The sequence below is a fragment of the Pseudomonas laurylsulfativorans genome (assembly GCF_002906155.1).
GTDB lineage: Bacteria > Pseudomonadota > Gammaproteobacteria > Pseudomonadales > Pseudomonadaceae > Aquipseudomonas > Aquipseudomonas laurylsulfativorans.
The window spans coordinates 151,804-164,244 of record NZ_MUJK01000005.1 but is presented as its reverse complement, the minus strand read 5'-3'; the positions used below and the strand labels follow the sequence as shown (position 1 = coordinate 164,244).

12 protein-coding genes are annotated in these 12,441 nt (G+C 60.9%); 8 read left to right on the top strand and 4 right to left on the bottom strand.

What is annotated here, in order from left to right:
- Positions 1–58: 58 nt before the first annotated feature.
- Complete coding sequence (locus B0D71_RS17520; protein WP_103395897.1) at positions 59–724, bottom strand: FKBP-type peptidyl-prolyl cis-trans isomerase; 666 nt, start codon at positions 722–724, stop codon at positions 59–61.
- Between the two features lie 192 nt (positions 725–916).
- Here B0D71_RS17520 and B0D71_RS17515 point away from each other — a divergent pair, with 192 nt between their 5' ends.
- On the top strand, positions 917–2,035 hold the full coding sequence (locus B0D71_RS17515) for an AlgP family protein (RefSeq protein ID WP_103395896.1): 1,119 nt from the start codon (positions 917–919) through the stop codon (positions 2,033–2,035).
- On the opposite strand, the gene B0D71_RS17510 is transcribed toward B0D71_RS17515, so the two are convergent.
- The gene (locus B0D71_RS17510) at positions 2,032–2,496 is read right to left on the bottom strand and encodes a TIGR02444 family protein (RefSeq protein WP_103395895.1); all 465 of its coding nucleotides are present in this window, start codon (positions 2,494–2,496) and stop codon (positions 2,032–2,034) included. The genes B0D71_RS17515 and B0D71_RS17510 overlap by 4 nt on opposite strands.
- A gap of 50 nt (positions 2,497–2,546) precedes the next feature.
- On the opposite strand from B0D71_RS17510, the gene B0D71_RS17505 reads away from it, so the two are divergent.
- From B0D71_RS17505 to B0D71_RS17485, 5 genes are all read left to right on the top strand, one after another.
- Positions 2,547–4,457, top strand: a complete 1,911-nt coding sequence (locus B0D71_RS17505) for an ATP-binding cassette domain-containing protein (RefSeq protein WP_103395894.1) — start codon at positions 2,547–2,549, stop codon at positions 4,455–4,457.
- Entirely contained in the window at positions 4,457–5,038 is a 582-nt protein-coding gene (locus B0D71_RS17500) for a mechanosensitive ion channel family protein (RefSeq protein WP_103395893.1), read from the top strand. Before B0D71_RS17505 ends, B0D71_RS17500 begins: the two co-directional genes overlap by 1 nt.
- Before the next feature lie 154 nt (positions 5,039–5,192).
- The gene (rhtB, locus tag B0D71_RS17495; protein ID WP_103395892.1) at positions 5,193–5,825 is read left to right on the top strand and encodes a homoserine/homoserine lactone efflux protein; all 633 of its coding nucleotides are present in this window, start codon (positions 5,193–5,195) and stop codon (positions 5,823–5,825) included.
- 162 nt (positions 5,826–5,987) lie between these two features.
- Positions 5,988–7,886, top strand: a complete 1,899-nt coding sequence (locus B0D71_RS17490; RefSeq protein ID WP_103395891.1) for a cytochrome c/FTR1 family iron permease — start codon at positions 5,988–5,990, stop codon at positions 7,884–7,886.
- Between the two features lie 108 nt (positions 7,887–7,994).
- Positions 7,995–8,450 carry a YaiI/YqxD family protein gene (locus B0D71_RS17485; protein WP_103395890.1) on the top strand — a complete coding sequence of 152 codons (456 nt, stop codon included), beginning with the start codon at positions 7,995–7,997 and terminating at the stop codon, positions 8,448–8,450.
- 119 nt (positions 8,451–8,569) lie between these two features.
- Here the strand turns inward: B0D71_RS17485 and elbB are convergent, their stop codons facing one another.
- The gene (elbB, locus tag B0D71_RS17475; RefSeq protein ID WP_103395889.1) at positions 8,570–9,238 is read right to left on the bottom strand and encodes an isoprenoid biosynthesis glyoxalase ElbB; all 669 of its coding nucleotides are present in this window, start codon (positions 9,236–9,238) and stop codon (positions 8,570–8,572) included.
- A 115-nt stretch (positions 9,239–9,353) separates the two neighbouring features.
- Between elbB and B0D71_RS17470 the strand changes: the two genes are divergently transcribed.
- On the top strand, positions 9,354–10,589 hold the full coding sequence (locus B0D71_RS17470; protein ID WP_103395888.1) for a sterol desaturase family protein: 1,236 nt from the start codon (positions 9,354–9,356) through the stop codon (positions 10,587–10,589).
- Here the strand turns inward: B0D71_RS17470 and B0D71_RS17465 are convergent.
- Positions 10,570–11,202, bottom strand: coding sequence for a DedA family protein (locus B0D71_RS17465; RefSeq protein ID WP_103395887.1), 633 nt, complete (start codon positions 11,200–11,202; stop codon positions 10,570–10,572). The two genes, B0D71_RS17470 and B0D71_RS17465, sit on opposite strands and share 20 nt — an antisense overlap.
- 207 nt (positions 11,203–11,409) lie before the next feature.
- On the opposite strand from B0D71_RS17465, the gene hemB reads away from it, so the two are divergent.
- On the top strand, positions 11,410–12,423 hold the full coding sequence (gene hemB, locus B0D71_RS17460) for a porphobilinogen synthase (RefSeq protein WP_085723753.1): 1,014 nt from the start codon (positions 11,410–11,412) through the stop codon (positions 12,421–12,423).
- Positions 12,424–12,441 lie beyond the last annotated feature (18 nt).

Below are 12,441 nucleotides of genomic sequence, written 5' to 3'. Positions count from 1 at the left end.
TCGCTTCCCGCAAGACCTCAAACGGCGTGCCACGGCACGCCGTTTTTCATTTCCGCTGTCAGCTGGTTGCACCACGCAATTCAACGTCGAACACCAGTGGAGTGAACGGTGCGATCACGTCACCGGCACCGTCGGCGCCATAGGCCTGGGCCGATGGAATCACCAGTCGCCATTTCGCCCCGACCGGCATGTTTTGCAATGCGCTGCGCCATCCGGCGATCACGCTGTCCAGGCTGAACCATTGTGGCTGACTGTTCTGATCGAACACCGTGCCGTCGGGCAAGCGACCGATGTACAGCACCTGCACCTTGCCGTTCGGTCCGGCCTTGGCGCCAGCGCCTGGTGTCAACTCGGTCAGCAGCACGCCATCAGCCAATTCGCGTACGCCGGGTCTGGCTTTCTCTGCGGCGAGAAAACGCTGTTCTTTTTCCAGTGCCACTTCGCTTTGCGGCTCGGCTGACTGCATGGCGATCCGCGCTTCATGCTCGGTCAAGATCTGCTCGATCTGCTCGTCCTTCAGCGCCAGCGGTTTGCCCTGATAGGCCTGCTGCAATCCTTCGATCAGTGCCTGGAGTTGCAGGTCGGGAGCCTCCTGGCGCAAGCGTTCGCCAAGGCTTGCACCCAGGCTGTAAGCGAGATCGTGGGCTTCATTTTCCGGTGTTGCTCCGGCGGCTTGAGCCGCCGAAAAAAACACGCTCAGCGATAAAAAAAGGTAGCGCGACATGGGCACTCTCCGACCTGAATTGCGGGCGATTATGCCAGTGAGAAAGCGCGCAACGGTGAACTGCTTTTGCGCCGACGTAGAAGTTTTTCAGTCCTTTGCAACGCAACGCTTTCGATAGTGTCAACATGCCCTAGCGGCGGTTGCAGCAGAGGTCTAGTATGAGCCGCACTCACTTCAGCCAGGAGGTAAACCATGTCGGCCACCAAGAAGCCAGTAAGCACTCCGTTGCACCTGCTCCAACAACTCTCGGGCAGCCTGCTCGAGCATCTGGAAACCGCTTGTTCCGAAGCCTTGGCTGATGCTGAAAAACTGCTCGCCAAACTGGAAAAGCAGCGCGGAAAAGCGCAAGAAAAACTGCACAAGTCCCGCACCAAATTGCAGGACGCTGCGGCGGCCGGAAAAGCCAAGGCACAAGCCAAGGCCAAGGACGCAGTGGCCGATCTTGAGGAGCTGCTCGACGCCCTCAAGGATCGTCAGTCGGAAACCCGTGGCTACATTCTGCAACTCAAGCGCGATGCCCAGGAAAGCCTGAAACTGGCCCAGGGTGTCGGTCGTGTACAAGAGGCTGTCGGCAAGGCGTTGTCCCTGCGTGCGGCCAAGCCAGCTGCGGCACCTGCGAAGAAAGCCGCTGCTAAACCGGCTGCTGCAAAAGCTCCAGCCGCTGCCAAACCAGTGGCGAAAACTGCCGCAGCCAAACCTGCTGCAAAACCGGCTGCTGCCAGCGCCGCAAAACCCGCCGCTAAAACCACGGCTGCCAAACCCGCCGCTGCACGATCTGCTGCTGCAAAACCGGCTGCTGCCAAACCAGCAGTGGCTAAAACCGCCGCCGCTAAACCGGCTGCAAAACCAGCAGCCAAACCAGCTGCAAAACCGGCCGCTAAACCCGCTGCCCGGACTGCTGCGGCGAAACCTGCCACCAAGCCGGCTGCCAAACCCGTCGCTGCAAAACCAGCAGCCAAGTCGGCTGCCAAGCCCGCCGCTGCAAAACCAGCTGCCAAACCTGCAGTAAAAGCGGCTGCTAAACCAGCCGCCAAACCAGTTGCAGCAAAACCAGCAGTCGCCGCCAAGCCGGCCGCTGCCAAGCCAGTTGCCGCCAAACCTGCTGCTGCAAAACCCGCTGCAAAACCAGCGGCCAAACCGGCAGTGAAAAAGCCGGTTGCCGCCAAGCCAGCCGCCGCACCGATTGCCAAGCCAGCCAACCCGGCTCCGGTAGCAACGTCTGCTTTGGCAGCAGCCACCTCGACAGCCACGCCAGCGCCAACGCCGGCCGCCGCATCGATCGCAGCAACCACCCCAACCAGCGCTTCCTAAGTGCCGGTTACCGCGACGCGCAGCTGATGCAGCGCGTCGCGGTGCAGGTGGGCGGCACCCGCCGCCGCACCTTCCAGCCAGGCCGATAGATCGGTCTCCGCATCTTGCGGCCAACTCTGCGCCGCTCTCTCGAGCCGCAACAACAGATGCCGCTCGGCTTCCAGCTCCAGTGCCTTCACTTGTTCACGCAGGTTGTGCAAATCTGCGTCTGCCGTGGCAGCGGCCTTCCAGTGTGTGCGCAAGGCGCGTAACGGCCACACGACATCGGTGTCCCAAGAGACGGCCACACTGCGCAGTTGCTGCAAGCGCTGCTCATCGCAGGCCACGCCTCGTTGTCCCAACCAGGTAGCACACAGCAGCAGACACACGTTGACACCCGCTGACTGCAATTGCAGGCATGCCTGCTCAACGCCCGGTCGGGCATAAGTGCTCAGGGAAAAGCTCCACAGGTCAGAGGACATAGTGCTACTCGCGCCAGTTGCGAGCGAAGCTGGTAGACTCCGCCGCCATTATGATTCGACTTCAGAACCTGACTTTACAGCGTGGCCCGCAACGTCTGCTAGAAGACGCCGAGCTGACCCTGCACGCCGGCCACAAAGCCGGCCTCATCGGTGCCAACGGCGCCGGCAAATCGAGCCTGTTCGCCTTGCTTCGGGGTGAGTTGCACCCGGACTCGGGTGATTGCTTCCTGCCGGCCGACTGGCGTATCGCCCACATGCGCCAGGAGGTCGATACCCTCGAACGCCTGGCGGTCGACTACGTGCTCGATGGCGACCTGCGCCTGCGCCAGGTGCAACGCGACCTGGCGGCAGCCGAAGCGGCCCATGACGGTGCCGCACAGGCCCGCCTGCACTCGGAACTCGACAGCGCCGACGGGTACACCGCCGACGCCCGGGCCCGCAAGTTGCTGGCTGGCCTTGGGTTCACCAACGAACAGATGGATCGTCAGGTCGGGGATTTCTCCGGTGGCTGGCGGATGCGTCTGAACCTGGCTCAGGCCTTGATGTGCCCATCGGACCTGTTGCTGCTCGACGAACCGACCAACCACCTGGATCTCGACGCCATCATCTGGCTTGAGGAATGGCTCAAGAGCTATCCCGGCACCTTGATGCTGATTTCCCACGACCGCGACTTCCTCGATGCCGTGGTCGATCACGTGGCTCACGTCGACCAGCGCAAGATCACCCTGTACCGCGGTGGCTACAGCGCCTTCGAGCGCGCCCGTGCCGAACGCCTGGCCCAGCAACAGCAGGCCTACGAGAAGCAGCAGGCGCAACGTGCGCACATGGAAAGCTACATCGCCCGCTTCAAGGCCCAGGCCACCAAGGCCCGCCAGGCCCAGAGCCGGATCAAGGCCCTGGAGCGGATGGAAGAGCTGACCGCGGCCCATGTCGATTCGCCGTTCGATTTTGTCTTCCGTGAATCGCAGAAAATTTCCAGCCCGCTGATCGACCTGTCCGATGCCCGATTGGGCTACGGCGACAAAACCGTGCTGGAGAAGGTCAAGCTGCAACTGACCCCAGGCGCGCGAATCGGTCTGCTTGGACCTAACGGCGCGGGTAAATCGACCCTGATCAAGAACCTTGCCGGTGAGCTCTCGCCATTGGCCGGTCGCTTGACCCGTGGCGAGAACACCGTGGTCGGTTACTTCGCCCAACACCAACTCGACTCTCTGGATTCCAAGGCCAGCCCGTTGTTGCACTTGCAGCGCCTGGCGCCGACCGAGCGCGAACAGACCCTGCGCGACTTCCTCGGCGGTTTCGACTTCCGTGGTGCGCGGATCGACGAGCCGGTGCTGAATTTCTCCGGTGGTGAAAAGGCGCGCCTGGCGTTGGCCTTGATCGCCTGGGACCGACCGAACCTGTTGCTGCTCGACGAACCGACCAACCACCTGGATCTGGAAATGCGCCTGGCGCTGACCATGGCTCTGCAGGAGTTCAGTGGTGCGGTACTGGTGGTCTCTCACGACCGTCATCTGCTTAAAAGCACCACCGACAATTTCTACCTGGTCGCCGATGGCAAAGTCGAAGAGTTCGATGGCGACCTGGAAGACTACACCCGGTGGCTGGTGGATTATCGTCAGCGCAATGCGCCGGTCAGCAACACGCCCGTCAATCCGGACAAGACCGACAAGAAAGCCCAGCGTCAGGCCGCTGCTGCGTTGCGTCAGCAACTGGCACCGCACAAGCGCGAAGCTGACAAGCTTGAAAACGAGTTGGGCAAGCTCCACGAAAAACTGGCGAAGATCGATGCCAGCCTCGGCGACAGCGATATCTACGAGCCGGCCCGCAAGAACGAATTGCGTGATCTGCTGGCTGAACAGGCCAAGCTGAAGGTGCGTGAGGCGGAGCTGGAAGAAGCGTGGATGGAAGCCCTGGAGTTGCTGGAGAGCATGCAGGCGGAGCTGGAGGCGCTGTCCTGATGGATGCCTTCAAGCTGCCGCTGCCGGTGGAGTGGGCGGAGCCGATCTGGCTTGGCGTGCAAATCCTGCTGATCCTGCTCGCCGGCTATTTCACCCAGCGCTTCGTCGCCAAAGGCCTGACCCGCCTCGGTGAGCGTTACCCGTTCCCGCCGCAGTTGATGTTGCCGCTGCGCGGTGGATTGCGCTGGCTGATCATGGGCAGCGCGCTGATTTTCGTCCTGGAACGACTCGGTGTATCGGCCACAGTGCTCTGGACCGCATTGTCCGGTTTCGTCGCGGTTGCGGCGGTGGCGTTTTTCGCCATGTGGAGCGTGCTGTCGAACCTGCTGTGCGCGATCCTGATCTTTACCGTCGGCCCGTTCCGCCTTGGTGACGTGGTCGAACTGGTGGATACCACCGACAAGCCCGGCGTCAAAGGCCGGGTGGTGGCGATCAATCTTCTTTACACCACGCTGATCGAGGCTGAAGAACTCGGCACCGGCAGCGCCATGGTGCAAGTGCCCAACAGTCTGTTCTTCCAGCGTTCGGTGCGGCGCTGGCGCGGGACGGAAGTGTTTCCTTCCAGCGGGTTTGAAAAGTAAGCCTGCTGTTGCCTGATACACCGCTTTCTCGCGAAGAGGCCCTCAAGCCGCAAACGCTGGTCGGCTGTCGACACATCCTGCAAAAAATCGGTAGTCATCCATCCAAAGCCGCATTAGCTTAGACGTCTGTCACGAGTCTGAGTCGAGGTGTGTAATGGAGCTTCAAACATGGCTGGCGTTTTTTGCCGCCTGCTGGGTGATCAGTCTGTCCCCCGGTGCCGGCGCCATTGCGTCTATGTCCAGCGGCCTGCAATACGGCTTCTGGCGCGGCTACTGGAACGCCCTTGGCCTGCAACTGGGCCTGGCTGTGCAGATCGCCATTGTCGGTGCCGGTGTTGGCGCCATTCTCACGGCTTCGGCCACGGCCTTTTACGCAATCAAATGGTTTGGCGTGGCGTATCTGGTTTACCTCGCGATCAAGCAATGGCGTGCGTTGCCCAGCGATATGAGCGATGACGCGGCGGTGCGCCAGATCGGCAAGCCGATGGCCCTGGTATTCCGTGGTTTCCTGGTGAACATCAGCAACCCCAAGGCGCTGGTGTTCATGCTGGCGGTGTTGCCGCAGTTCATCGATCCCCATGCACCGCTGCTGATTCAGTATCTGGTGATCGGCGTGACCATGATTTGCGTCGACCTGATCGTCATGGCCGGCTACACCGGTCTGGCGTCCAAAGTGCTGCGTCTGCTGCGCACACCGAAACAGCAAAAACGCATGAACCGGACCTTTGCCGGGCTGTTCATTGGGGCGGCGGCGTTTATGGCAACGCTGCGCAGAGCCGCAGTCTGAATCGGCAGAAATCCGAAAAGGCGACCCAAGCGGTCGCCTTTTTTGTCGGTGTATCAGTACGTTGGAAAGCCTGCAATTTCGCAGGAAGCCCCAACAAAGCTTGAGCGAAACCGGTTGGGCGTTAACAATATGTAACTTCGTTTTTCAAATTGAGATTCATTCATGACTGCCCCCTCCCGTTTTCTGGCCTGGCTGGTGCTGCCGCTGTTCGCGGTGTGCAGCTTTCAGTCACTGGCCGCACCCGTCGAAGGTGCGCCGCAGGCGCTGCACTTGCTCGATTACATCGGCGTGGACTACCCGGACACGGTGCAGGCGGGCAGCATCATGGATCAGGCCGGATTTCGCGCGCAGCAAGAGTCGGTCAAGACGCTGGGAAGTTTGATGGCGGGCCTGCCGGCCAAGCCGGAAAAAGCGGCGCTGGAGCAAAGCCTGGTCACGCTGGAAAATTCAATCAGCGCCCGTCAGGACGGTGCCGACGTCACTCGCCAGGCCCGGCAACTGGGTGCGAAGCTGGCCGTGGCCTATGAAGTCAGCCAGGCCCCGGTCATTACCCCAGACCCGTCGCGTGGGGCGCCGCTGTACGCTCAGCATTGCTCAGTGTGCCATGGCGACACGGGGGCCGGAGACGGCCCGGCGGGTGTCGGCATGACGCCACCACCGTCCAACCTGCGCGATACCACGCGGCTGGATCGACTGAGCCTCTACGCGCTCTACAGCACCTTGGGCCAGGGCATTGAAGGGACTGACATGCCGGCCTTTGCCGACCAACTGGATGATCGCCAGCGTTGGGACCTGGCCACCTACATCGCCAGCCTCAGTGTCGACCCGGCGACAGCCCGTGCCGAGAAAACCTACAACATTGCCGACCTGGCCCGTCAGACCCCGGCCGAAGTACAGGCTGTAGAAGGTCCGCAAGCCGCCGCGACGTTTCGTGCCCAGCGAGCGCAACCACCGCAGGCCAAGCGTGGCCCGGCACAATTGCTCGACTACACCGCAGCCACGCTGGACAAGAGCGTCGCGGCGTATCGTGCCGGCGAGCATGATCAGGCTTATGACTTATCGGTAGCGGCGTATCTGGAAGGCTTCGAGCTGGTCGAAAGCTCGCTGGACAACATTGACGCCAACGTCCGTAAAGATACTGAAAAATCCCTGATGGCCTACCGTCAGTCGTTGCAGGATGGCCTGTCGGTGACAGACGTCGAACAGCGTCTGGACGCGGCCAAGGCCAAGTTGAAGGCATCGGCCGACCTGCTGGGCAACGACGGTTTGAGCTGGTCGCTGAGTTACATTTCCGGCTTGCTGATTCTGCTGCGCGAAGGTCTGGAAGCGATTCTGGTGCTGGCAGCGATCCTGGCTTTCCTGCGTAACACGGGTCAACAGGCGGCGGTGCGCAGCGTCAATGTCGGTTGGGGCCTGGCATTTCTGGCGGGGCTGGGTACCTGGGCGCTGGCAGCCTATGTGATCGATGTCAGCGGTTCGCAGCGAGAATTACTGGAAGGCGCGACAGCGTTGTTTGCCAGCGTCATGGTGTTGTGGCTGGGCGTGTGGATGCATGATCGTCGTCACGCGGCGGCCTGGCAGGATTACATCAAGGCCAGCCTGGTGGGCGGCGGCGGGCGTTTCGGCTTCGCGACCCTGGCGTTTTTCTCGGTGTATCGCGAACTGTTCGAAGTGATTCTGTTCTACGAAACCCTGTGGCTGCAGGCGGGGCCCGCTGGGCATAACGCGGTGCTGGCCGGTGGTGCGACCGCTGTGGTGCTGCTGATCGGCCTGGCCTGGGTGATTTTGCGTGGTTCGGCAAAGCTGCCGTTGGCGCTGTTCTTCAGCATCAACGCTGGTCTTTTGTGCGCCTTGTCGGTGGTGTTTGCCGGACATGGAGTGAAAGCGCTGCAGGAAGCCGGGATCTTCGGCACGCGGCCTGTGCCGTTCTTTGAATTTGACTGGCTGGGGATCCACGCCGATGCGTATTCGCTGGGTGCCCAGGCTGTGGCGATCCTTGCGATTGTCGTGCTTTATGGGCGTAGTCGGATGGCTGAGAGTCGGCGGGTGCAGGTTTCTTAAACAGCATTCGCTTCGCTCATATTCGCGGGCAAGCCCGCTCCCACATGGACGATGTGTATCCTGTGGGAGCGTGGCTTGCCCGCGATGCTTTTCAATTGAGGAAAAATCATGCGTGTGTGGATCGACGCCGATGCCTGCCCCCGGCCGGCCAAGGAACTGGTGGTGAAGTTCGCCCTCAAGCGCCAGTTCGAAGTGGTGCTGGTGGCCGGGCAGCCGCAGATCAAGCCAGGTTTGGCGCTGGTCAAGCTGATCGTAGTGCCGAGCGGTCCGGATGCGGCCGATGATTACCTGGTGGAACACGCGGTGCCCGGTGAGCTGGTGATCTGCAGCGATGTGCCGTTGGCCGACCGTCTGGTGAAGAAGGGTGTGGCTGCGCTCGATCCGCGGGGCAAGGAGTTTGATGCGCAGAACATGGGGGAGCGGCTGGCGGTGCGCAACCTGTTCACCGATCTGCGCGAGCAGGGGCAAATGGGCGGAGGGCCAGCGCCGTTTGGCGACCGTGAGAAGCAGGCGTTTGCCAATGCGCTGGATCGGATACTCACACGGCTGGCCCGCAATTCTTAAGACCAGTGACGAACCCTGTGGGAGCGAGCTTGCTCGCGATGGCGGTGGATCTATCAACATTGATGTTGAATGTCCGGGCCCTATCGCGAGTAAGCTCGCTCCCACATTTTTGAACCGTGTCAGGCATCGTTTTCGTGGGTCAGCTCCAGTACCCGGTCGACCAGCTTGTTGATCCCGGATGCCGCTTCACTGATCGATTGAGCCAGCATGTAAGCCGGGGTGCTCACCAGTTTGCGCGCCTTGTCTTCGACGATGTCACTGACCGCGCAATCGGTATGGGTCGCGCCCATCTTGTTCATCGCGGCAGCGGTGTCAGTGTCATTGCCGATGGTGCAGGTGACGCCGGGACCATAGATCTTCGCCGCCAGAGCCGGTGAAATGCACATCAACCCTACCGGTTTGCCGGCCTCGGCAAAGGCTTCGGTCAGTGCCAGGACATCCGGTTGAACGGTGCAGCCGGCGCCTTCGATGGCGAAGTTGGACAGGTTCTTGGCCGAGCCGAAGCCGCCGGGCACGATCAGCGCATCGAACTCATCGACGTTTGCGTCACGGATATCCTTGATGTTGCCCCGGGCAATCCGCGCCGACTCCACCAGCACGTTGCGCGATTCGGGCATTTCTTCGCCGGTCAGGTGATTGATCACATGCAACTGCGCGATGTTCGGTGCGAAACACTGTACCTGGGCTCCGCGCTGGTCCAGGCGCAGCAGGGTGATGACGCTCTCGTGGAGCTCGGCGCCGTCGTACACGCCACAACCGGAAAGGATCACTGCAACTTTTTTGCTCATGGGCTTTTCTCCAGATTCATGGCGTTAAATGTCCACTAATTTGGCACGCGTTGCCATAGGGTTAATTCACGGCAACACCTAGCATCTGTCCTCTAGATTCCGATCAGGGCGCGTCATGGACTTCATTCTGTATGCGGTGCCGTTTTTCTTTGTCCTGATCGCCATCGAGTTGTTGGCCGACCGTTGGCGCGGGGTGAGCAACTACCGGGTGGCGGACGCGATCAACAGCATCAGCACCGGCGTGCTGTCGACCACCACGGGCCTGTTGACCAAGGGTGTGGGTCTGCTGACCTACGGCTTTGCCCTCAAGCATCTGGCGCTATTCGAGTTGTCGGCCGACAGCGTCTGGACCTGGGTGTTTGCCTTCGTCTTCTACGATTTCTGCTACTACTGGCTGCATCGCATGGGCCACGAGCGCAACATCCTCTGGGCCGCGCATTCGGTGCATCACCAGAGCGAGGACTACAACCTGTCCACGGCGTTGCGCCAGACCAGTACCGGATTCCTCCTGAGCTGGATCTTCTATCTGCCGATGGCTGTGTCTGGCGTGCCGCTGCTGGTGTTCGTCAGTGTCGCGGCGTTGAACCTGCTGTATCAGTTCTGGGTGCACACCCGACACATTCCCAAGCTTGGCTGGTTCGAATGGTTCTTTGTCACGCCATCCAATCATCGGGCTCACCATGCACAGAACGCTCTCTACATGGATCGCAACTACGGCGGTGTGTTCATTATTTGGGACCGTCTGTTCGGCTCGTTCCAGGAAGAAGACGACAACGAGCCGGTGATCTTCGGCGTGACCACACCGTTGGCGAGCTGGAATCCTGTGTGGGCGAATGTGCAGTTCTATGCGCAATTGTGGGCAGATGCACGGCGTGCCGAAAGCACCTGGGACAAACTTCGGATCTGGTTCATGCGCACCGGTTGGCGCCCAGCGGATGTGGCCGCCAAATACCCGATGAACAAGCCGGACCTGAGGCTTTTCCGCAAATTCGAGGTGCCGCTGGACGGACGCCAGCAGCTCTACGTGCTGTTGCAGTTCTGTTTCTACATCGCACTGGGCAGTTACTTGATGAATCTTGAGCCGAAGCTGCCAGTCGCCGCCCTGGTGTTGGGCTGGGGCTCAGTGGCGTTCGGTCTGTTTGTGCTGGGCGTGGCCCTGGAAAATCGCCCGTGGGCGTTGAAGCTGGAGCTGCTGCGGCTGGCATTGAATCTGCCATTGGTATGGCTGGCCCCGCTGGTGGGGCTATGGCCGGCCAGCGCGCTGGGCTGGGTCGGCCTGCTCACGTACAGCCTGTTGAGCGGCATCGGTCTCTACTGTTGTAGAAATCCCATCACTCGGTTGGCGTCGTAGGACCTTCGATTTTGGTTCGTTCGGCCTTCATGGCTTGCTCGTCGGCGTAGATCTGTTTGGCCAGGCGGGCGTTCTTGAAACGTCGACGCAGCCACAGCACCAGGCCCAGGACCAGCAGGGCGCCGAGCACCCAGAGTTCGTACTTCTTCACACTGCCGAGCATGCCTTCGAGCACTGCGCCGAAATGGTACGCGGCCGCCGCCAATGCGGCGGCCCAGATCGCCGCACCAATCCCGTTGAGCAGCAGGTAACGGCCCGGCGGATAGCCCGACAGCCCGATAGCCACCGGCATGACCGTGCGCAAACCGTAGACGAAGCGGAAGCTCAGCACCCAGATGTCCGGATGCTTGCGAATGTGTTCCAGCGCCCGGTCACCCATCATTTGCCAGCGCGGCTTGCGCGCCAGCAGCTTGCGGCCGTGCTTGCGCCCCAGGAAGTACCACAGTTGGTCGCCGGCGTAGCTGCCGAAGAAGGCCACGACCACCACCAGGTTGATGTCCATGTATCCACGGAACGCGAGGAAACCCGCGAGTACCAGGATGGTTTCGCCTTCGAAGAACGTGCCTAGAAAAAGGGCAAAGTAGCCGAAGTCATGCAGAAATTGTTGGAGCATTGTCTGGGTGCTGGCGAAATGAACGCGCAGCCTAACCCTTCGGGCACATTCAGGAAAGTGTCCAAATGTGTCTCGACGTGAACATTTCCTACAACGACAATGGAATGCGGCTACCTGTCGCAGCGTGCACATAACTGTAATACGTTCGTCATAATGGCCGCTTATAACTGTCACGCTCGCCCGTAAGCGCGGGCTCAGGAGTCTGCCGTGAGCTTTACCCCCGCCAACCGTTTGTTCCCCGCAACCCGCCTGCGCCGCAACCGTCGTGACGACTTCTCGCGTCGCCTGGTCCGTGAAAACGTCCTGACCGTCGATGACCTGATCCTGCCGGTGTTCGTGCTGGACGGTGAAAACCGTCGTGAAGCGGTAGCTTCGATGCCAGGAGTCGAACGCCTGACCATCGACCTGTTGCTGGAAGAAGCGGCCAAGTGGGTCGAACTGGGGATACCGGCGCTGGCGCTGTTCCCGGTGACACCCGCGGAACTCAAGTCCCTGGACGCCGCCGAAGCGTGGAACCCGCAAGGCATTGCCCAACGCGCGACCCGTGCGCTGCGTGCGCGATTCCCTGAGCTGGGCGTGATCACCGACGTCGCCCTGGACCCGTTCACCACCCACGGTCAGGACGGCATCCTTGATGAAGAAGGCTATGTGCAGAACGACATCACCGTCGACGCACTGGTCAGGCAAGCCCTGTCCCATGCCGAAGCCGGCGCTCAGGTCGTGGCCCCATCGGACATGATGGACGGTCGCATCCAGGCGATCCGCGAAGCCCTCGAAGTGGCCGGTCACGTCAACGTGCGAATCATGGCCTACTCGGCCAAGTACGCCAGTGCCTATTACGGCCCGTTCCGCGATGCGGTCGGTTCGGCGCTGAACCTGGGCAAGGCCAACAAGGCCTCCTATCAGATGGACCCGGCCAACAGCAACGAAGCCCTGCACGAAGTGGCGGCGGACTTGTCAGAAGGTGCAGACATGGTCATGGTCAAGCCAGGCATGCCGTACCTGGACATCCTGTGTCGGGTAAAAGAAGAATTCAAAGTGCCGACCTTTGTCTATCAAGTCAGCGGCGAATACGCCATGCACATGGCGGCAATCCAGAATGGCTGGTTGAGTGAAGGGGTTATCCTCGAATCCCTGACCGCTTTTAAACGTGCAGGCGCTGATGGCATCCTGACGTACTTTGCCGTTCGTGCCGCTCAATTGTTACGAGAGCAGAAATAGCCCTCCCAGGAACATGTG